Origin of the sequence: Actinopolymorpha alba DSM 45243, assembly GCF_000373925.1 — a bacterium.
Classification (GTDB): Bacteria; Actinomycetota; Actinomycetes; order Propionibacteriales; family Actinopolymorphaceae; genus Actinopolymorpha; species Actinopolymorpha alba.
This window is the reverse complement of sequence record NZ_KB892742.1, coordinates 1-20,133: the sequence shown is the minus strand read 5'-3', so window position 1 is coordinate 20,133 and position 20,133 is coordinate 1. Positions and strand designations below refer to the sequence as shown.

At 69.7% G+C, this 20,133-nt stretch carries 19 protein-coding genes; 13 read left to right on the top strand and 6 right to left on the bottom strand.

Going from position 1 to position 20,133, the window contains the following annotated elements; genetic code table 11:
* The first annotated feature begins 33 nt into the window (after window positions 1–33).
* The 6 genes from B141_RS0109065 to B141_RS0109040 all read left to right on the top strand — a co-directional run bounded on the left by B141_RS0109065 (window position 34) and on the right by B141_RS0109040 (window position 4,974).
* On the top strand, window positions 34–957 hold the full coding sequence (locus B141_RS0109065) for a carbohydrate ABC transporter permease (RefSeq protein ID WP_020574840.1): 924 nt from the start codon (window positions 34–36) through the stop codon (window positions 955–957).
* Window positions 958–977: 20 nt separating this feature from the next.
* Window positions 978–1,886 carry a carbohydrate ABC transporter permease gene (locus tag B141_RS0109060; protein ID WP_020574839.1) on the top strand — a complete coding sequence of 303 codons (909 nt, stop codon included), beginning with the start codon at window positions 978–980 and terminating at the stop codon, window positions 1,884–1,886.
* A gap of 85 nt (window positions 1,887–1,971) precedes the next feature.
* Entirely contained in the window at window positions 1,972–2,442 is a 471-nt protein-coding gene (locus tag B141_RS0109055) for a Dps family protein (RefSeq protein ID WP_020574838.1), read from the top strand.
* A 178-nt stretch (window positions 2,443–2,620) separates the two neighbouring features.
* Window positions 2,621–3,418, top strand: a complete 798-nt coding sequence (locus B141_RS39700; protein ID WP_157180896.1) for a SigB/SigF/SigG family RNA polymerase sigma factor — start codon at window positions 2,621–2,623, stop codon at window positions 3,416–3,418.
* 5 nt (window positions 3,419–3,423) lie between these two features.
* Window positions 3,424–4,467, top strand: a complete 1,044-nt coding sequence (locus tag B141_RS39695; RefSeq protein WP_084678188.1) for a glycosyltransferase — start codon at window positions 3,424–3,426, stop codon at window positions 4,465–4,467.
* A 39-nt stretch (window positions 4,468–4,506) separates the two neighbouring features.
* Window positions 4,507–4,974 (top strand): SRPBCC domain-containing protein, encoded by a 468-nt coding sequence (locus B141_RS0109040; protein WP_020574835.1) that lies wholly within the window; start codon window positions 4,507–4,509, stop codon window positions 4,972–4,974.
* Here B141_RS0109040 and hutI read toward each other — a convergent pair.
* Entirely contained in the window at window positions 4,965–6,152 is a 1,188-nt protein-coding gene (hutI, locus tag B141_RS0109035) for an imidazolonepropionase (protein WP_202805714.1), read from the bottom strand. The genes B141_RS0109040 and hutI overlap by 10 nt on opposite strands.
* A 163-nt stretch (window positions 6,153–6,315) precedes the next feature.
* A complete protein-coding gene (locus tag B141_RS0109030; RefSeq protein WP_020574833.1) occupies window positions 6,316–7,170 on the bottom strand; it encodes an LLM class flavin-dependent oxidoreductase in 855 nt (284 codons plus the stop codon).
* A gap of 591 nt (window positions 7,171–7,761) precedes the next feature.
* Here B141_RS0109030 and B141_RS0109025 point away from each other — a divergent pair.
* The 6 genes from B141_RS0109025 (at window position 7,762) to B141_RS0109000 (ending at window position 15,049) form a co-directional block, all read left to right on the top strand.
* On the top strand, window positions 7,762–8,313 hold the full coding sequence (locus B141_RS0109025; protein ID WP_157180895.1) for a hypothetical protein: 552 nt from the start codon (window positions 7,762–7,764) through the stop codon (window positions 8,311–8,313).
* 68 nt (window positions 8,314–8,381) lie between these two features.
* On the top strand, window positions 8,382–9,641 hold the full coding sequence (locus B141_RS0109020) for a hypothetical protein (protein WP_020574831.1): 1,260 nt from the start codon (window positions 8,382–8,384) through the stop codon (window positions 9,639–9,641).
* Entirely contained in the window at window positions 9,638–10,279 is a 642-nt protein-coding gene (locus B141_RS39690; protein ID WP_020574830.1) for a hypothetical protein, read from the top strand. Before B141_RS0109020 ends, B141_RS39690 begins: the two co-directional genes overlap by 4 nt.
* Window positions 10,276–10,926: a hypothetical protein gene (locus B141_RS0109010; RefSeq protein ID WP_020574829.1), complete on the top strand. Its 651-nt coding sequence runs from the start codon at window positions 10,276–10,278 to the stop codon at window positions 10,924–10,926. Before B141_RS39690 ends, B141_RS0109010 begins: the two co-directional genes overlap by 4 nt.
* Window positions 10,927–10,939: 13 nt before the next feature.
* Entirely contained in the window at window positions 10,940–14,008 is a 3,069-nt protein-coding gene (locus B141_RS0109005; protein ID WP_026257039.1) for a coiled-coil domain-containing protein, read from the top strand.
* Window positions 14,009–14,221: 213 nt separating this feature from the next.
* A complete protein-coding gene (locus B141_RS0109000) occupies window positions 14,222–15,049 on the top strand; it encodes a nitroreductase/quinone reductase family protein (protein ID WP_020574828.1) in 828 nt (275 codons plus the stop codon).
* A gap of 312 nt (window positions 15,050–15,361) precedes the next feature.
* On the opposite strand, the gene B141_RS0108995 is transcribed toward B141_RS0109000, so the two are convergent.
* From B141_RS0108995 to B141_RS0108985, 3 genes are read right to left on the bottom strand one after another with little or no spacing between them, the layout of a single operon-like run.
* Window positions 15,362–17,245 (bottom strand): DNA polymerase, encoded by a 1,884-nt coding sequence (locus B141_RS0108995; protein ID WP_202805710.1) that lies wholly within the window; start codon window positions 17,243–17,245, stop codon window positions 15,362–15,364.
* A 39-nt stretch (window positions 17,246–17,284) separates the two neighbouring features.
* Window positions 17,285–17,728 (bottom strand): cupin domain-containing protein, encoded by a 444-nt coding sequence (locus B141_RS0108990; protein ID WP_020574826.1) that lies wholly within the window; start codon window positions 17,726–17,728, stop codon window positions 17,285–17,287.
* Between the two features lie 24 nt (window positions 17,729–17,752).
* On the bottom strand, window positions 17,753–18,562 hold the full coding sequence (locus B141_RS0108985) for an ion transporter (RefSeq protein ID WP_020574825.1): 810 nt from the start codon (window positions 18,560–18,562) through the stop codon (window positions 17,753–17,755).
* Between the two features lie 94 nt (window positions 18,563–18,656).
* Between B141_RS0108985 and B141_RS0108980 the strand changes: the two genes are divergently transcribed.
* Complete coding sequence (locus B141_RS0108980) at window positions 18,657–19,553, top strand: NAD(P)-dependent oxidoreductase (protein ID WP_020574824.1); 897 nt, start codon at window positions 18,657–18,659, stop codon at window positions 19,551–19,553.
* 224 nt (window positions 19,554–19,777) lie between these two features.
* On the opposite strand, the gene B141_RS0108975 is transcribed toward B141_RS0108980, so the two are convergent.
* Window positions 19,778–20,133, bottom strand: a 356-nt coding sequence (locus B141_RS0108975; protein WP_040420804.1) for an HNH endonuclease, incomplete at its 5' end; no start/stop codon positions are given.

Below are 20,133 nucleotides of genomic sequence, written 5' to 3'. Positions count from 1 at the left end.
CCCACCCGGGACTCGACGCGTGAAGGATCCAGCATGACAAGCGCTGCTCTCGAGCAGGAAATCCCGGCGGCAGGAGGCGGCCGCGCCCCCTGGACCACCCGCCTGTGGCATTCAGGCGTGTTGTTCGTGGTGCCGTTCCTCCTGGTGTTCGCGATATTCCTCGTCTGGCCGATCATCTCCGGCTTCGTTATGGGTTTCACGGACGCGAGCCTCAACGGCCGGCCGGCGAGCTTCGTCGGTTTCGGCAACTACGTCGAGGCGTTCGGGGACCCCGAGGTCTGGCGGACCCTGTGGCACACCGTGCTCTTCACCTTGATTACGACCCTGCCGATGGTCGTGATCCCGCTCGGTGCCGCCCTGCTCACCAACCTCGGATTTCCCGGGCAATGGCTTTACCGCATGTCGTTCTTCGCGCCGTTCCTCCTGCCGGTCACGGTGGTGACGATCTTCTGGGGCTGGATGTACCACGCCGACTTCGGGCTGTTGAACGCCGCGATGGAGGCGATCGGCCTGGATCGCGTTCCGTGGTTGCAGGACGAGCGGTACGCGATGCTCTCGGTGGCGGTCACCACGGTGTGGTGGACGCTCGGCTTCAACTACCTGCTCTACCTCGCCGCACTGCAGGACATCCCCCAGCATCTGTACGAAGCGGCCGCCATCGACGGTGCGGGCGCGTGGCGGTCGATGTGGTCGATCACCCTGCCCATGCTCGGCCGGATCACCGGCCTGATCGCGGTGCTCCAGCTCATCGCGTCGCTCAAGGTGTTCGACCAGATCTACCTCCTGACCCGTGGCGGGCCGAACGGCAGCACGCGACCAGTGCTGTTGTACGTCTACGACGTGGGCTTCTCCGGATTCCGCCTGGGGTACGCGGCCGCGATCTCCTACCTGGTGTTCGCCGTCATCGTCATCCTGTCCCTGGGCCAGCTCAAACTGTTCTCACGCGGTAGCGACTGAGGCAAAAGGAGAGAGACTTCATGACCGCAGAAACGCTGCCGCAGGTTTCCTCGAATTCCCGCGCGCGGAGCTCGTCCCAGACCTGGGCGGGGAGTTCGCCCCGCCGCCTGACTCCCTGGCGCGTGCTCGGCCTGATATCGCTGGTCCTGCTCGCCGCGGCGTGGCTCGTGCCGTTCCTGTGGAACATCCTCACGTCGTTCAAGTCCGAGCAGGACGCGGTACGGGTGCCCGTGCAGATCATGCCCGAGGGCGGTTTCACCCTCGAGGCCTACCGCCGCGTACTCGGGCAGGGAAATCTCGTTGTGTGGTTCACCAACAGCGTGGTGGTAGCGGTCGCCGTGACCGTGCTCAGCGTCCTGATCTGCGCGCTGGCGGCGTACGGCTTCTCACGGATGGCCTTCAGGGGACGCAAGCTACTGCTCGCCATCACTCTGGCGTCCATCATGGTTCCGGGGCAACTGCTGATCGTCCCACTCTTTCGCCAGATGGCGTCATTCGATCTGGTGGACACCTATTGGGGCGTGATCCTCCCCCAGCTGGTCCACCCGGTGATCGTCTATATCCTCAAGAAGTTCTTCGACGGAATTCCTCGTGAACTGGAGGAATCCGCCCGGATGGACGGCGCCGGACCACTGCGGATCTTCTGGTCGATCATCCTGCCGTTGTCCCGCCCAGTGCTCGCGGCGGTGTCGATCTTCCTCTTCATCGGCGCCTGGAACAACTTCCTCTGGCCGTTCATCGTGACCAACAACCCCGACCTCATGACGCTGCCGGTCGGTCTCGCCAACGTACGCAGCGGATACGGCCTGCAGTACGCCCAGAACTCCGCGGCCGCGGTGCTCGCCGCTCTGCCCCTGCTTGTCGTCTTCGTCTTCTTCCAGCGGCAGATCGTCCGCGGTGTTGCCACCACCGGCCTCGGCGGCCAGTGACCCTTGGGAGGAATGCCTGCGGGCTTCGGGGGTAGGGGTTCCTGGTTGGACCCTCACCCCCGAACCCCGAGAGGAGGGGTCTTGAGTGAACGCCCACACGCCGCCGATCCCCGTACCCGGTAAGGACGTCGGCCGGCTTCTCCAACCGGTACTCGTCGACCTGATCGCCCTCTCCCTCAACGCCAAGCAGGCACACTGGCACGTGCAGGGCCGGCATTTCACCCAGGTGCATGAGCAACTGGACACCCTGGTCGACGACGTACGCGACTGCGCCGACGACGTGGCCGAACGCCTGATCGCGCTGGACGTCCCGGTCGACGGCCGGCCTGCCGCCGTGGCCACCACCACGAACCTGCCGGAGTTCGACCAGGGATTCCTCGGCGACGACAAAGTGGTGAGCGCCATCGTCGACCAGATCGACGCCACCATCAGCCGGGGCCGGCAGGCACTCGGCCCGCTCGACGAGATCGACCAGGTAAGTCAGGACGTGGTGATCGAGCTCCTGCGCAAGCTCGAGAAACACCGCTGGATGTTCGCGGCACAGACCACGTCCTGAGGGGAAACCATGCGTGTGGTGCTCGCTGAGAACGGGCACCAGATCGTCGGGCTCGTCCTGGTATGCGGCAGTCTGCTCCTGCGTTGATGTCCGGCATAGGGCCATCTGTGTCCGCCGACGTTTGATCGCGGAGTCCCCTGGAAAGCGATCAAGGTAAGCGATCAAGGGGATGAAGCAGATGACCATGCCATCCGCAGTCGACATGCCCGGCGCGGAGGTCGCCAGCGAGCACGATTCGGACGGCTCCGCACGGTTGGTTCTCGATCACCTTGGCCTGGCCCGCAAGCTCGCCGCGAGGTACGCCGGTCGCGGTGAGCCGATGGACGAACTTGTCCAGGTCGCCATGCTCGGTCTGGTCCAGGCAGCCAACCGTTTCGACCCGGAACGCGGCTCCCACTTCGCGTCCTTCGCCGTACCCACGATCCTCGGCGAGATCCGCCGGCATTTCCGGGACTACTGCTGGGCCGTCCACATTCCGCGCCCGTTGCACGACCTCTACCACGCTGTGCTCCGTGCGAACGAACGCCTGTCGGCGGAGCTGAAACGGCCGCCCACCGTCAGGGAACTGGCGACCGAACTCGACGTCCGCGATGAGGAGATCATCAAGGCGCAGGAATCCGGCAGCGCCTATTCGGCGACCTCTCTGGACAGTCCGGCGTCCGACTCCTCCGACGGCGAGAGCCGGTCGTTGGCCGAGCTGATCGGTGCGGAGGACGAAGCGCTTGTCCAGGTCGAGGAACGCGAGACCGTCCGCCGGATCCTCGCGGAGGTCCCGCCCCGGGAGCGGCACATCCTCGTCCTGTGGTTCTTCGGCGAGCATACGCAGAGACAGATCGCCGAGGAGCTCGAGATGTCGCAGATGCACGTGTCCCGCCTCATCGCCAGCACGCTCAGCCTGATCAGGGCAGCCGTCTTCGACCCGAGCGGTCAACCCATTCAGTGGCCGACCCAGCGGCAGCGCCGTAAGGCCAGCTGAGATTCATGAGAGTCGCTGTCGTATCCGAGCATGCCCATGACACCGATCTTGTGGACGCCCTCGCTGACGCGGGTCTTGAGGTCACCTTCCACAACCCGCGCCATGACGGTGATGCGCTGCTGGCCGGCCTCCCGGAGTTCGGCGCGGAACTCGCGGACGCCTGGCGGGCCGTTCCGCCCGACGTCGTACACACCCTGAGCTGGCCGGCGGCCATCGCTGGTCTTCTCGGCCGGCGTGGCACTGGTACGCCGATGGTCCACAGCTTCGAGGGCCTCGGTCCGAGGCCACGCCCTGGCAGCGAAAACCGGGAACACTGGGAAAACACGGATCACCGCATCCGCCTGGAGCGAGCCGTTTGCCACGACGCCGACCACGTCGTCGCCCACTGCGAGTACGCCGTGGAGGAGCTCCGCCGGCTCGGCACTCCCCGCGCGAAGGTCACGGTGGTCCCGTACGGCGTCGACACTGAGGCGTTCCGGCCAGAAGCTGGACCTGTCCCCGCGGGGGACCGCGCGCGCCTCCTGGTTGTGGGCCCGCCGGTCGAGTGGGCCGGCTTCGACACCGCGATCGCCGCACTGCGCGGCATACCTGACGCCGAGCTTCTCCTGGCCGAAGGCCCTTCGCCGGCAGTCACCGATCGCCTGCGTACGTTCGCCGAACGGCTTCGGGTGCGCGATCGGGTCCGGTTTCTCGGTCAGGTGTCCGAGGAGCGTTTGCCCGACCTGCTGAGGTCCGCCTGCCTCGTCGTGTGTGCTCCGTCGTACGACGCGACCGGCCTGGTGGCGCTCCAGGCGGCCGCCTGCGGCACCCCCGTCATCGCCTCCGACGTCGGCGCGCTCCGCGACACGGTCATCGAAGGGACGACAGGTGTCCTCGTGCCACCGCGTAACCCGGCGGCGCTGGCCCGGGCCGTACGCGACCTGCTGGCGGACCCGCTCCATCTCGAAGGCTTCGGCGTCGCGGCCTACGAGCGGGTGCGGATCCGCCACCGGTGGTCCCGGATCGCCGACGAGACGGCCCAGGTCTACCGCACGGTCACTGCCGCGTGAGTCGCTGAGGTTCCCGGAGTTCGCCGTAAGGTCGGTGGCATGTACTCGACGCAGGTCTCTCAGCACGTGAACGCGCCGCCTTCGGCCGTCTACCAGGCACTCGTGAATGCGGACATGATCGCCAAATGGCGGGTGCCGGCGGACATGAGCAGCCAGGTCCACGAGTTCGACGCTCGCGAAGGCGGCTCGTTCCGGATCTCGCTCACCTACGACGCGCCGGGACCAACCGGCAAGTCGGCGACGCACACCGATACCTACCATGGCCACTTCGCGGAGCTCGTTCCGAACGAGCGGGTGGTCGAGGTGTTCGAGTTCGAGACCGCGGATCCCGCGCTGCGCGGGACGATGACGATGACGACGACGCTCACCGACGCCGATGGCGGCACCGATGTCGTGATCGTGCACGACGGAATCCCCGACGCCGTCCCCGCCGCCGACAACGAGACGGGCACGCGGATGGCGCTGGCGAACCTGGCCGCGCTCGTCGAGGCGAGCCCTTATTTATAAGCGATACCGGGAACCAACCTTTCGCCGTCCTTCCACACGTCGACCACGAGCTGGACACCCGGGCGGTAAGACAGGTGGACGTACGACGGCGCCTCAAGCACCGCGAGGTCCGCGCGCGCACCCACCCGCAGCACACCGACGTCGTCGCGGCGCAGGGCTCGCGCACCACCCGCGGTAGCCGACCACACCGCCTCCGCTGGCGTCATTCCCAGGTCGCGCACGGCAACGGCGACGCAGAACGGCAGGCTCGAGGTGTACGACGATCCAGGGTTGCAGTCCGTCGCCAGCGCGACCGTCACTCCGGCGTCGAGCAGCCGGCGCGCATCGGGATACGGCGAACGGGTGGAGAACTCCGCCCCCGGCAGCAACGTCGCGACCGTCTCAGAGTCCGCGAGCGCAGCGATGTCGGCGTCGGTCAGGTACGTGCAGTGATCCACCGACGCCGCACCCAGCTCCACGCCGAGCCGCACACCGGGACCGGGCGCGAGCTGGTTTGCGTGCAGGCGCGGATGCAGGCCGCGCGCCTTGCCCGCTTGGAGAATCGCCCGCGTCTCGTCGGCATCGAAGGCGCCCCGGTCACAGAAGACGTCGACCCAGCGCGCGTACGCCGCACCCGCGTCAAGCATCTCCTGACAGACCAGCGTCACGTAGTCATCGCGGCGGTCGGCGTACTCCGGCGGAACCACATGCGCCCCGAGATAGGTGGTCTCGCTGGTGAACTCCTGCGCGATCGCCAACGAGCGGGCCTCGTCGCGTACGGTCAGGCCGTACCCGCTCTTGATCTCCACCGTCGTGGTGCCGCTGGCACGCATCTCCCCCACCAGGCGGGCAACGCCGGCGCGCAGCATCTCGTCGCTCGCGGCCCGGGTCGCCTCCACCGTGGAGCGAATCCCGCCAGCGGTATAGGGCTGCCCGCCCATCCGGGCGGCGAACTCCCCCGCCCGCTCGCCCGCGAAGACCAGGTGGGCGTGGCTGTCGACGAAGCCCGGGAGCACCGTGCGCCCACCCATTCCGATCCCGGTATCCGCGGCCGGCGCGGTGGCGCGGGACCCGACCCAGGCGATCCGCTCGCCGTCGAGGACCAGTGCCGCGTCCGGGATCTCGCCGAGCGGCCCACCGTCGCCCTGGCCCGGGTCGTTCGTCACCAGGAGCCCGATCTCGTCGAGCAACAACGTCACCATCCACCGCCGTGGGTGTACTCCGCCAGCCGGATCCACCCCGCCGGCGGCGCCCCTGCCGGCCGCGCCCCTGCCGGCGACGTGCGAGTCTCGCTCATGCCGGCATTCTTCCCGGCGCATGTGCTCCGCTCTCGCCGGACGCTGACATGCACGCCTCCGCCAGTCACAGAACAGCGCCGGCGAGCCGGTCAACCTCCTCGATCGAGGCAACGCTCGGCATGAAGACGACCTCCGTGACACCAACGCCCGCAAAGGCGCGGATGGCGTCCTGCGCGGCCTGCGGCGTACGAATCGCGCCTTCGACGATCGCTCCCACCCAGTCGCCGAGGAAGCCGTAGTAGCTGCGCAGCGACGCGCGCGAGGCGTCCGGGTCACCCAAACCGAAGTAGACGAGCGCGGAGATCCGTGGCGTACCGGCTCGGCCGGCCTCCTGCCAGGCTTGTCGCACCCTCTCGATCACGGGCGCCGCCATCTCGGGTCCACCGCCACCCGCGGTCCACCCCTCTGCGTACTTCACCGTCCGGCGTACCGCCGCTTCGCTGGTGCCGCCGATCATCACGCGGACCCGGTTTCCGGACGCTGGCGCGGGCCCGACCGCGAACTCCCCGCCAGCGACCGGATCGCCCGCCCAGGCACGGTGCATGAGGTCGAGAGCCTCGTCCATCAATCGCCCGCGCTTCTCCATCGGCCGGCCCATTGCCGCGAAGTCATCGGGTCTGCCACCCACGCCAAGGCCCAACGTCAACCGGCCGTTCGACATCGCATCGAGGCTCGCGGCCGCCTTTGCCAACCACACCGGCGGATACAGCGGCGTCAACAGAATGTCTGACAGTAGGGAAATCCTCGACGTCGCTCCGGCTGCCACTGCGAGTGCGGTCAATGAGTCGTACGACGGATAGACGATGCGGTCGATCGTCGCGAGCACGCTGAAACCGCGCTCCTCTGCCCGCAGCGCCCACTCCACGATCGCCGGCCCGCCGATGTCCAGGGTGTTCGGGAGCCCAATACCGATGTCCACAGCACCCTCCTACCCATTGATCCGCCGCCAGTCGTCTGGTTCGTGAGACAACTGGCCGCCGCGGGGCGCGGGCGTGGAGCAGCGGAGCTTTGCCGGTGCTCCGCATGAGGAAATGCTCCACTGCCTCGCCCGATTCACCACCTAGCGACGAGAACTGCTCCTCGCCGTGGCCCGCGCATCCGCGAAGTTGATCAACGGTGCTGGTTCGGGCGTTTCGCCGCTGCGGCCGTCCGGTTTGGCCGCCGTTGATCAACTTCATTCGACCGGAACCAGAAGAACGCTGTACACAATCTGAGATGGACCGGCCATCACGAGGCTGCCAGTGGGTTCACCAGGCTCCTGCGCCTGGTGAACCCACCACTGGCCTGGTGATGTACGGCGGCGCTTCCACGTTGAGGACCCCAGACTGGCCACATAGTGGACGGCTTACCGGGCGCTCACTATGTGAGACGTTCGCTGAGGTCGCCGGCGCCACGGGTTTGGATGAGCCTTCTCCGGAAATTCGCCATGTGCACGGAGGCGGTGGGGCAGCGGGGTCCCGGGTCACCCGACTGGCTGACGGGGCGCCGCGCTCTGGCTCATCCTGAACGGATGGGATCCCCTCTTTCGCCGCCATTTCCCGTGTACGGTCTTGCCGACTCGTTCACGGGACCGCGCTGGTTCAAGGTCTGGAACTGGTGGCGTGGCAGCGAACGCGGCCGGCTTTGGCACGTCGGCCTCGGCCACGGTGATCCGAACGCCGGGCACGTGATCGTGCACACCGACGCCAAGCACTGGTGGCAGGCCCGACACCGCGGCGGCCGGCCCAGGTCGAACGTCACGGACGCGGCGCGGGCGGCCCTCCTGCACATGAACGACCTCGCGTTCCCGCCGGACCCTGACGGGCGGCGGTCGGCCGGGTTCCTCGACGAGGACCACCGAGCCGCGGAACTCGCCTACCACCTCGCCCCGCCCGAGTGGACGCCACAGACCATTGCCGTCGAGAACCAGCCGGTCCTCTTCTGGACTCGTACGGTCAACGATGCGTGGGCCGCGGTCGCCGACGTGGGGCCGGTCGCGGTCGGAGCCGCGGGCTCCGAGATCCCCCTCGACGAACACGGGCTCCGGACCGTCAACGACCGACTCGACGACTACCGCGCCTAGGAGGTCGCGGGCCACCGGGAGGTACGGCCTGAACGCGACGTCGGCGCGATCCTTTACCGTAGAGCGCCATGTCCAGCCCGGGTCCCGCCGCCATGCCGAGCCTCGACGAGGTGCTCGCCGACGAGGCGGTGCTCGGCATCTACCGCCAGATGTTCGCGCCACTCGCGCGCGACAGCGGCGCGGTCGTCACCGACCCTGGGCTCGTCGACGTGGCAGACACGCTCCTCAGTGCGTTCGCCCGCGCGGGTGAGGACGGTCTGACACACGAGGAGATGCGGGAGGCGTGCCGGCGCTTCCGTACGGATGAGTTCGAAAGCCGGCTCGCCGTACTCCGCGGCATGGGCGCGATCCGGGAGACCTTCCCCAAGCCGCACCAGCGGCGCTACCGCGCGTCGTTCACGTCCGCGGTGGGGTTGTTGTTCATCCGCCGGATGATGGCGGACGGCGGCCAGTCTGAGATGCACCGCCTGCTGGCACTCGAGCAACTCTCGCTCACCGACCCCGACGCCAACGAGGACGACGCCCGGGCGAGTGCCGAAGGCCTGATCCGGGCGTTCCGGCTCTGGACCATCGAGCTCGCCAGCCTGACCACGGGCAAGATCGAGGACCTCCGCGAGCACGCACCCAAACTCTGGGGCAGCGAGAAGATCCGCGAACGCGCCGAAGCCCTGCACGCCGCGATCCTCGACCGCTGGCCAAGGCTCGAACCCCTGTGTGCCGAGTTGAGGGCCGCGATCTACGCGTACGGCGACGTCTCGCTGCGGGCCGCCGCGCGACTGCGGGACTCCGCGGGTACGACCCGCAACCTGAGCCTGCTTCCCGCCGAGACGTGGCGGACGTTCGCCCAGACCGCCACGACGGCACGGCTGGCCGCGGTGCTCGAAAGCTTCGTGTTCGACGCGCCCGCACCCTGGCACGCGCCGGCCGACATCGTGGCCGCCGTCGACGAGAGTCCCCGCGCGGAGCCGGCTCGCCCGGCGCCGCCACGTTCGCCCCTCCCCGACGCCGGCCTCGAAGGGCACCTCGACCGGCAGGACGAGGCGGCCGCACGCCGCCTGCGGGTGGTGGCCGAGGAGGTCCTGGGCGGCGCGGACAGCACTCCAGTGCAGGACGTACTCACCGGCTGTTCCGACTGGCCGACAGCCCGGCGCCTGCTCGCCGATTTGGCCTCGGCCGATCTCCACCCGGACCTGCCCTATCGCCTGCGCTGGACCGGACCGGTGACGGTTCACCCCGACGCCGTGCCAGCCTGGCGCTGCGGGGGTTGGTTCGAACGCCAGACGGAGCCGGCCGCGACCACCGAGCCGGACAAGGGGAAGCGCCGGTGACGAACGACCTCGACCCCGGCGTCCTCGCCTGGGCCCGCTGGCGCAGCCGTGGCCCGCAGTGCGCCAGCCAGCCGCTGGCCGGGATGGCGTACGTCGCGAACGGCGGGCCCGCCGAAAACCCCGGGCACCCCGAAGACCTCGGGATCGCTGAGAACCCCGAAACCGCCGGCGACGGCTGGCTGCTCGGCACCTGGCCGGACGGCGCGACGCCCAGTCTGGTGGCGGAGTACGACGTCGCGCCCGTGCCGGTCGAGCGGGCCGGTGAGACCCGCAGGGTCCTGGCCGCGACCCTGCGCTGCTGCTGGGTCGACCTCGACGGCTCGCCCTGGCCCGGCGTCACGGCCTCCGTGTCGTCCGTGGCCACGGTCTTTTCCGGGCTGGCCCGCGGCCCGGCCGACCTGCTGCCCCGCTGGGCGCTGGGTGCGCTGCGGCGCCTCCACGACTCGGGCTGGGTCCTGCTCGACGAGACCACCGCGACGGTCCGGCTCGGCCCGCGGGTGGCGACCTGGCCGGAGGACACGCTGACGCCGCTGCGAGAGACGCTGCGCCGCGTTCCCCTGCCCACGGCAGAGGGCGCCCTGCCCACGGCGGACGGCGAGACGACCGCCGACGCGAGCCCGGTCACGGAGTCGCCATGACCGACGACCATCCCGTCTTCGGATCCCTGCGCCACCTCGACGAGCGCGAACGCGCCGAGGTGGTCGCCGCCCTGATGGCGGTCGAGTACGCCGCCGAGCCGGTCCCAGAGGTCCGCTTCGCCGCGCTCCGCGAGCCGCCCCTGCGCCGCAAGGTCAACGACATCCTCCGCCGGATGGGCCGCACCCTGGTGCGGTCCCGCCTCGGCTGGACGTCCGGCTACCGCGACGACGTGGCCGCCGTCCTCGCCGCCGACCCGGCGGGCCGGCGCGCCGAGGTCGACCGCGCGGTCCTCACCCTCGTCCTGATCCACTCCGTCGCGATCCCCCGCGCCGGCAACAAACTGGCCGAGGATTCCTGGCTCTCGCCGTACCCCACGCCCATTGAGGATCTGCAGCGGTCCATGCTCGGCGTCGGCGAGATCGAGGATGCGCTCCGCCGGCTCCGCCAGGCCGGCCTGGTGACCCAGGTCAAGACGGCTGGCGACGCGGTCGGGGGATACATCCCCGGGCCGCAGTTCCACCGGCTCACCGATGCCGCCCGGCGGCGGTTGTCGGAGGAGCTGATCCTCGCCGCCGGGCCCGACAGTCCGCTCGCGGCGGCGGTCCGCGCCCGCCGGGTCAGCCCGGTCAGGGAGGAGTCCACGTGACAGAGGTGACGCAGTGACGAGTACGCCGCACCGCGACGACGCCGTCGACATCATCGGCGACCGCACCCTGGTCGCGGTCCAGGCGGTCAACATCTCCCGGCTGTCCACGCATCCGGTCCCGATCGTGCCCGGCACGCTGCTCGTCGTCGCGGGCCAGGGACCCAAGGACTCCAACGGCGCGGGGAAGTCGTCGTTCATCGCCTCGATCACGGCGCTGCTCGGTGACGAGCAGTGGAGGTTCGCGTCGGGCGCGCAGGCGGTCGCCGAGCTGTTGTTCAACGCCGAACTCGCCGCCCAGGGGGACAACCACTGGGCGAGCGCGGACCATGGCTACATCGTCGGCGTCTTCGCCGACCCGCGGGACGAGGATGTCAACGACGCCTTGACGGTGTGGTTGCGGGTGAACGTCGACGCGCCGCACCTGCAGCTGCGGTGGACCCGCGGCATCCACATGTCGACGGCGGCGTCCGAGGCCGAGCGGGTCCGCCTCGCCGACGACCACTGGCAGCAGCTCCCGAAGTCCGCGGGCCGGCGAGACTTCGTGGCCAAGGACCTCGGGCGGGTTCTCTACGGCAACCGCGTGCGCTGCGTGTCGTTCCTCTCGACGTCCGTACGCAGCCGGGTGGCGACCAACCTGCTCTCCCAGCCCCTCAACGAGATAGGCCCCGAACGCATCTTCGCCGCGATCGCCGCGCTCACCGGCCTCGACCGCGAGCTGGAGGCCGAACGCAAGGCCCGCGCCGACGAGCACGCCGAACGCACCAAGGCCGCCGAGGCACTCGACCGCCTCACCGAGTGGGAGTACGACGCGGGCGCGCTGCTGGTGACCTTTGACCGGCGCGACCGCGCCCGGGCGGAGCTGGCCACCGCCGTCGAGCACTGGCGTACCCGCGCCGCCAAGCTTCTCGTCGACGGCACCGAGGAAGACCAGCGTCTTCAGGCCGAGCTCGACGAGCAGCAGCGGCTCCTCGCCGAAGCCAGCGGAAACATCACCACGGTCAACGCCCAGATCGCAGAACTCGGCGACGACCAGCTCGACCGCGACCTGGCCGACGCCCGCAAGGCGCTGGCGAGCGTCCAGCAGCAGATCACCGCGCTGGGCCAGGAGCAGGCGGTCACCTCCAGCAAGCTCGACGAACTCCGGATCCGGATCAACACCCTCACCGAAGCTGGCCGGGACGCGGACGGCCGGGACGCCGACGCCGCGGAGCGGGAGCTGGCCGACGCCGAGGCGGTCCTCGCCGGCGCCCAGGAGGCCGTCGGCGGCGCCAAGAGCGAGTTGACAGCGGCCGAGGCCGACCTGCGGGCCGCCGAGACCGGCCGGTCCGCCGCACCGGAACAGCTCGCCGCGCTCGCCGCCGCCGGCATCCCCGCGGTCGGCCTGCTCGACGCGCTCACGCTGGGGCCGGCCGAGCGGTCACTCTACGAGCCAGCCGTGTGGCCCTACCGCGACGCCCTGGTGGTCGCGGCGGCCGATCTCGACGCCGCCGTGGCGGCCCTTTCCGACCATCCCGGTTCGGTGCTCGTGCCCTCGGACGAATCCGTCGCCCAGGACACGCCGCTCGCGCTGCCCGACCTGCTCGCCGCACTCGGCGCCGACGTGTCCGCCGCCCAGGACCCGCACCGCGTGGTCGACCGGCGTACCAACATCGTCGTGATCGGCGGCTTCACCGACCCCATGACCGGACGCGAGGCGCGGGTGCGGGCCGGGGCGGCCCGCGCCGAGTTCGCGGCGGCCGCGGTCGAGTCGGCCAACGAGGAGGTACGCCGGGCGACGGGCCTGCGCACCGCGGCCCAGCGCCGGTTGGCGGCGGCCCGCTCGGTCGAGGAGGCCGCCGCGCTCCGGGAGTCCGTCGACCGGCTCCGACAGCGGCTGGAGGAGATCGCCGATGAGGAGCTGGCGTTCGAACCCCAGCGATCCAGCGCCGACAAGGTCTTCCAGGAGCTGCGCACCCGGGTCGAAAACCGCCAGCTCCAGATCGACCTGCTGACGAAGGAACGCGATCGGTACGCCGAGCTGCGGTTCCAGGCCCGCAAACGGGCCGGCGAGCTCACCGACCAACGGACCGCCCTCGACCTCGACGCCCGCCGCACCGCCTGGGGCAGTTCCGAGGAGAGCGCCCAGGAACGCCTGCTCACCCTCGACCCCCAGCAGCAGGCCTGGGACGCCGACGCCTGGTCGCACGCCTCGGAGGGCGCCCTGACTGAGGCACTGCGCGCGGCGTTCCCGCAGGGGGTCAACGACCCCGACCTGCCCGAACAGCTGCGCCTCGACCTGACGTACCGCCGCGACGGCGAGGGGACCCCGGCCGAACGCCAGCTCCGCACGTTCGACCGGCTGAGCCAGGGGCTGGGGTCCTACCTCCGCCAGCAGGAGGAGTACGAACGTCACCAGCGGCAGCAGATCGAGTCCCAGCGCACCGCCCGGCGGGCCGACTTCGAAGCGGCACAGAAGGGGGTCGCTGAGGCGGCGAGCGCCGCGCAGATCGGCCGGGCGACCGTCACGAAGGCGATCCGTTCACGGCTGCAGAGGGTCGCGGAGTACTTCGACGAGCTGGACCGGGCGTACGGCGGGTACGGCGCGACGCTGGACTACCCGACGCCTGAGGCGCCGGCCGATCCGGAGCAGGAGTGGCGCTGGCGGGCAGTCCCGCGGTGGCGCCGGGCCGAGGGCCACAATCCCGTGTCGTACAACCGGCGGGCCAACACCGCGCTCATGGACGAGAAGGCCGTCAAGCTGGTCTGTGCCGCCGCGCTCGCCAGTGCTGGCGGGGCCAACCTCTACCTGGTGCTCGACGAGCTCGGCCGCAACCTCGGCAAGGAGCACCGGCGGGAGGCGGTCGCGTTGTTCCGCCAGATCGGCGAGTCGCACGGCATCACGGTGGTCGGAGCATTGCAGGACGACATGGAGCCGTACGCCATCGACGCGTGCGGTGAGTACATCAAGCTGCGCCGGAGCTCGGACGCGATGCCGTACAACGAACCACCGGTCGTGATCGGTCACGACGCCCACGCCGAGCGGGTTCGCCGACTCGCCGACGCCGTCACCTCCAGCCACAACGTTGCCTTGGCCGATTCATGACAGTAGGGTCCACAGTGTGACTGCCGGGTCGGCCGTGGGCCAAGAGCGAGAGAGTCACCCGGCCAGGGCGTGAGTGCCGGGTGGGTGAGAGGCCCGCCCCTTCTACGTTTCCGCGCATTTTCGCGCGACGTATCCATGCGCTTTGCCCATCGGGCTGTTTCCTCATGCCCGCGAACGTTCGCGGGATCACCAATCCTGGAGAAGAAAACAAGAATGCCGAACGATTTCAACCAGCAGATCATCGAGGAGTTCCGCGCCAACGGCGGGCAGGTCGGGGGTCCATTCGAAGGAGCCCGGTTGCTGCTGTTGACCACCACTGGAGCGCGGTCCGGTGCGCCGCACACGACCCCGCTCGGCTACCTTCCTGACGGCGCCGAACGAAGCCTGGTCATCGCCTCCGCCGCTGGCGCACCGAACCATCCAGCGTGGTTCCACAACCTGGTCGCCAATCCCCGCGTCACGGTCGAGGTCGGGGCCTTCACCTACGAGGCGCAGGCCACCGTCCTGGAGGGCGCCGAACGCGACCGCGTCTTCGCCCGTGCGGTCGAGGCCGACTCCGGCTGGGCCGACTACCAGGCCAAGACGAGGCGCGTCATCCCCGTGGTCGGCCTGGAGTCAGTCGGGGGCCTACGCCCGAACGCCACGTCGTTGGGTGCGGCCCTCAAGCTGATCCACGACGCGTTCCGGCGAGAGCTCGCCCTGATCCGCAAGGAGTTCGCCGAGTCGGGCCCCAGCCTGGGCGCCCAACTCCGGGTCAACTGCCTGACCGTCTGCCAAGGGCTGCATCACCACCACACCGGTGAGGACGGCGGGTGGTTCCCGGCCATTGCCGAGCGCCACCCCGCACTCGCCCCGACCCTGGACCGGCTGCGCGAGGAGCACCAGAAGATCGCGGCCCTCCTCGACGACCTGCAAAAGGCGATCTCCACCGAGGGCGCGGATCCCCTGCTGGTGCTGCCCGAAGTCGAACGGCTCACGGACGAGCTGGAACGCCATCTGGCCTACGAGGAGGAGCAGCTGATCCCGATCCTCGACGCGTAGGCCCCCTCTCGGGGCTTTGCCCACATGCCCACGCGCGGCTGCCGAGCTTATTCAGAAAGCTTTCATACCAGGGACCCCTGCTCGTTGACCCTCGAGGCATGCCCAATTGGCCTTGCATGGTGGGGCGCGTGAGGTCGCCGCTGTCTCACATCGAGGCTTGTTCAAGAACCTTCACGCCGACAGGTCGCGGCATCGTGAAGGTAGCGGGAGGCGACTTGGCGGAGGTGTCTCGGCTTCTATGCCGAGACACCTCCGCCAAGTCACCGCTGACGGCCCGGTTGATCAAGAAGCCGTGACCCCATCCATGAGGTGTTACTTGGCTTCGGACCAGCGCTGGACCACCGCGACGTCAGCGACGAAGCGTACGCCGCTGCCGGCTGCCCACAGCGCCGTCGTGGACGCGAGCGACCGGGTGAGGAGGTCGGCGGCGGCGTCGGCGTGCGCGACGGGGACGTGGAGCAGGAGCTCGTCGTGCAGGCACAGGACGACGCGGCCGCCCAGGGGCATCAGGCCGGTCCGCACGCTCGCGGCCCACGCCTTGAACAACTCTGCCGCGGCACCCTGGATCACGGCGTTCCGAGCGAATCTCCCGCGACCCGACGCACGGCCGGCCGGCCGCGCACCCGGTGGGGCGTCGGCGGTCACGAGCGCGTCCTGCGGGTCAGGCTCGGGATCCGGCTCGGCTTCCACCGGGGCGCGCCGCCGGAGGCGGAGCAGCCGGCCACCGAAGGTACGAAGGTCCTCGCCGACCTGGCCCGCTTCCTCTGCCGCCCGGAGGTAGGCGATGGCCTTCGGGTAGGAGCGTTCCATCCGCTTGAGCGCCTCCCCCGCGGTGCCTGACGTCTGGCCGTACATCGCGGCCAGAACGGCGACCTTCGCAGTGGGCCGGTCGCACCGCAACTGCTCTGCGACCGGCGCGTAGAGATCGTCGTCGCGGGCCGCCCGCGCCAGCGCCCGGTCACCCGACACGGCGGCCAGCACCCGCGGCTCGATCTGCCCGAGGTCGGCGCGGACGAGCACCTGGTCGGGCTCGGCCGCGACCGCGATCCGGAAACCGGCCGGCAGGTTGTGTAAGCCCGCACCGGCCGTCATCCGGCCGGCTCCACCGTCGGCGGCGCTCCATCCGCCACGGAGCCGGCCGTCCGCGCCCACGTGCCGGTCGAGCCAGCCGTAGCCGTACGTCGTCGCGATGCGCTCCGCCTTCCGCCACTCCAGCAACGCGGCGACGCCCGGGTGGGTGTCGCGGAACGGCTCCAGTCGCCAGGACCTGGTGTCGGGGAGTGCCAGCCCGATCCGGGCCAGCAGCTCGCGAACCTGTGCGGGATTACGCAGGTCGTAGGACCGCCCGGGCGGGAAGTGCCGGAGAACCGCAGTGTCCCGGCGCGCCCGCACCGCCGTCTCCTCAGCCGCGTCAATGGGGCGCGGTCCGATGTGCTCGGCGATCAGCGACTCGGCCGCCGACAGGTCGAGCGGGAGCCCGTCGTACTCCAACTCCGCGGCGAGCAGCGCGGCCGCGGACTCGGCGTAGGCCGTCACCACCGCGAGCGGCACCGGACCCGGCGCCGGCCGCGGATCGGGGATGGCGCGCAGGCCGCGCTCCTGATGAGTTTGTACGTCGAGGGCGAGCGACGCCCACGTGGCGGCCTGGGCAAGCAGGGCTGCTGCCTCGCCGGGCCGCGTCAAAGCCGGGCCAAGCGTCCAGTCGCGTTCGGCCCAGTCGCGTTCGGACCAGTCGGGGTCCAGCTGCCCGTCTGAGCGGATGGGCGCGAGACTCTCCTCACCACCGTCGCCGGCGAGGTTGAGTAGCGTGACCTCCTCGCGGGGTGGTGGCGGGTCAGGCAGATCGCGGACCGCCGCCCACACGGCCGCCGGGTCGCAGCGCCGGCCGCCGTGGAGCACCAGATGCACCGCCGCGAGATCCCAGCACGCGCGCACACGGACACCTGACGCCAGCATCGGTCCGGCGGCCGTGCGGGCGTCCCACCACACCCACCGCGGGCGGAGGACGCCGGCGACAGTCGAGACGATGGCCGCCGGGTCATTCGCCGCGACTGCCCACCGCTCCGCTCCCGCCGCGACGCCCAGGCCGAGCCCGGGGACGACCACGATCGCGACCAGGCCGCCCGCATCGACCCCGGCCCGCGCGAGCGACTCAAGGAGCGCCTCGCCCTCACGAACCCACGCCGGTTGACGCACGCGCACATGTTCGCAGGTACGACCGACAACGGCGCGGCGTCAGCTCCAGCGCAGGTCGGGGAGGTTGACCACGATCGCTTCCTGGGTGGTACGCGCGATGACGACCAACGCTTCCTCATCGGGATGAGGGTTCTCCTCCCGGTGCGGAACGTACGGCGGGACGAACACATAGTCACCCGGCTGCGTGCGGATCCGGCGTTCCCGGGGCTCGTCGCCCTCGAGGTCCAAGAACACGAACTCCGGGTGGCCGCTCACGACGTAGATCGCTGTCTCCGACGGACCGTGATGGTGGTTGGCCGAACTGGTCCGCGCCGACACCTGCGTGTGCCCCATCCACAGGTGCCGGGACCCGACCGATCGCCCGCTGATCGCCTCCGACCGGAGCATGCCGCTGGATTGGGCAGTGTCGGTGGACAGCTGGCCCGGACCGATGTGGTGCAGCATCCGGTGGAACGGGTCGTCAGGTACCTCGATCTCTCCCATGCCGTCCGATCCTTCCAGCACCAGTTAGCCCGAGGTCGTCCCGACCTTCCGCAACTCGGCGACCTCGGCGCGCAGGGCGCGCAGTTCCTCGAGCAGGATGCGGTCCCGCTCCATCGCGGCGGCCTCCTGCTCGGCGTCCTCTGCGCGGCGTTCCTCGGCGACCTCGGCCTCCATCGCGTTGACCACCACGGCGATGAACAGGTTGAGGACGGCGAAACTCGAGATCAGGATGTAGATCACGAAGAAGATCCACGCCATCGGGGCTTCGGCCATCAGCTCCCGCGCGATGTCCGGCCACGCCTCCCCGGTCATCACCTGGAACAACGTGAAGAGCGTGGTGCCCAGATTGCCGAAGAACTCCGGCGAGATCGGCCCGAAAAGCTTGGTGGCGATCACGCCGGCGACATAGATGACCAGCCCCAGCAGAGCGCCGGTGGACGCCATGCCAGGCATCGCGGCCAGCAACCCTGACACCACGCGGCGCATCGACCGGACCTGGGAGACCAACCGGAGGACGCGCAACACCCGCAGGGCACGCACGACAGAGAACGGACCGGACGCCGGCACGAGAGCGATCACCACAACCAGCAGGTCGAAGATGCTCCACGGGTCACGGAAGAACCTTGTGCCGTACGCATACAACCGCAGCAGGAGTTCGAGAACGAAGATCGCCAGTGCCGCGCGATCGAGCACGTGCAACACACTGCCGTACGCCGCGACGATGGTGTGCGACGTTTCCAGGCCGAGCGTGACGGCGTTGCCGACGATGACCGCGATGATGGTTCGCTGGAACCACCGCCGCTCGACCAGTTGGCGTACGTGTTCGCGGGACACCCACAACCCCCTAAGTGTCTTTGACAGATCTGGGGGAGAGTACCGACAGTCCCTGCGAGCATGGGGGCAGCTGTTCGGAAAGGGCGGTCGTGCCATGGTCGAGAACGCCGTCGCCGTCATCGGGGCCGGCACCATGGGGTCGGCCATGGTCGGCGCCCTCCGGCGGGCGAACCGCCCTGTCTTCGTGTACAACCGCACCCGGGCCCGCGCCCTCGAGGTCGCCGCGATGACGGGCGCGGTGGCCGTCAACACCCCTCGCGAGGCGGCGGCGCGCGCGGATGTCGTACTCGTGTCGCTCGCCAACGACGAGGCCGTGATCGCCGTACACGAAGGCGAGGACGGCCTCGCGGCGGGTGTCTCCGAGGGCGCCGTCCTGGTCGAGACGAGCACGGTCGCACCCGAAACCGTTCGCCAGTTGACACCTGCCATCGAGGCACGGTCGGCGGCCCTGCTGGACGCACCCGTGTCGGGCAGCGTCCAGCTGGTCGAGCACGGGGAGCTGACCGTCATGGTGGGCGGCGACCCGGAAGTCCTCGACCGCGTGCGGCCGGTGCTCGACATCCTGGCACGGCGGGTGATCCACGTTGGTGAGATCGAGACCGGCTCAGTCATGAAACTCGCCGTGAACTCCGCACTGGGCGGGCTCAACTCCGCGCTGGCTGAGGCTCTGGTCCTCGCGGAACGCGCGGGCATCGCCCGGGCCACCGCCTACGACGTGCTCGAGGCGAGCGCCATCGCCGCGCCGTTCGTCCACTACAAGCGGGACGCTTTCGTACGACCAGAAGACGCACCGGTGGACTTCAGCCTCAGGCTGCTGGCCAAGGACCTGGACCTCGCCGACGCGCTCGCTCGTCGCGTGCAAGCTCCGCTGGAACAGCTACCCCTCAACCGCCGGCTCGTCCACGAGGCCGCGGACGCCGGTTACAGCGAGCGCGATCTCAGCGCCCTCGCCGCATACCTGCGCGAGTCGCGGGATGGACAGCCCTCCTAGGGCGTGGATCGTGCCGCGGATCCAGATCGCCATCTCCAGCGCGTCCAGCACGAGCTGGGTCTTCATCGTCGTGGCGGCTCGCCAGCCCAGGACGCGGCGGGGTTGGGCAGTCGTGCCACCTGGTCCATAGCTCGGAACGCGCATACCGGCAGGCTCGACAGCCCCTTCTTTCAAGGGTTTCGAGCCTGCCGTCTTGTTTCCTTGTCCCCTTCTTTCCGCCCTGGCTAGAAAGGTGGGGGGTCGGGGTCGTCGGGTTCTACGGGGTCGGTGAGGCGTGGTGGGGTCACCTCATACTTCCGTCCGTGCGGGTCGGTGTACCTGAGGTGGCCTGGGCTGGTTTGTTCGACCTTCCAGTCGCCCTCGGTCTTCACCCGATGGTGGCGTCGGCATAGCGGTGCCACGTTGTCCACGGAGGTTTCGCCGCCTTGAGCGTACGGTTTGGTGTGGTCGAGGTCGCAGCTGATGGCTGGGCGGCGGCAGAGCATCCAGGTGCAGCGTTGGTTGAGTGACTGCACGAGTTCTGCGGGGAGTCCGCGGAGGAATCGTTGCGCCATGGGGTGCAGGCTCAACAGTTGTCCGG

Bases quoted from the DNA above. Each gene is read 5' to 3' on its own strand.
- B141_RS0109065 (WP_020574840.1), top strand. From the start codon at position 34: ATGACAAGCGCTGCTCTCGAGCAGGAAATCCCGGCGGCAGGAGGCGGC.
- B141_RS0109060 (WP_020574839.1), top strand. From the start codon at position 978: ATGACCGCAGAAACGCTGCCGCAGGTTTCCTCGAATTCCCGCGCGCGG.
- B141_RS39700 (WP_157180896.1), top strand. From the start codon at position 2,621: ATGACCATGCCATCCGCAGTCGACATGCCCGGCGCGGAGGTCGCCAGC.
- B141_RS39695 (WP_084678188.1), top strand. From the start codon at position 3,424: ATGAGAGTCGCTGTCGTATCCGAGCATGCCCATGACACCGATCTTGTG.
- B141_RS0109040 (WP_020574835.1), top strand. From the start codon at position 4,507: ATGTACTCGACGCAGGTCTCTCAGCACGTGAACGCGCCGCCTTCGGCC.
- B141_RS0109025 (WP_157180895.1), top strand. From the start codon at position 7,762: ATGGGATCCCCTCTTTCGCCGCCATTTCCCGTGTACGGTCTTGCCGAC.
- B141_RS0109020 (WP_020574831.1), top strand. From the start codon at position 8,382: ATGTCCAGCCCGGGTCCCGCCGCCATGCCGAGCCTCGACGAGGTGCTC.
- B141_RS0109010 (WP_020574829.1), top strand. From the start codon at position 10,276: ATGACCGACGACCATCCCGTCTTCGGATCCCTGCGCCACCTCGACGAG.
- B141_RS0109000 (WP_020574828.1), top strand. From the start codon at position 14,222: ATGCCGAACGATTTCAACCAGCAGATCATCGAGGAGTTCCGCGCCAAC.
- B141_RS0108990 (WP_020574826.1), bottom strand. From the start codon at position 17,728: ATGGGAGAGATCGAGGTACCTGACGACCCGTTCCACCGGATGCTGCAC.
- B141_RS0108980 (WP_020574824.1), top strand. From the start codon at position 18,657: ATGGTCGAGAACGCCGTCGCCGTCATCGGGGCCGGCACCATGGGGTCG.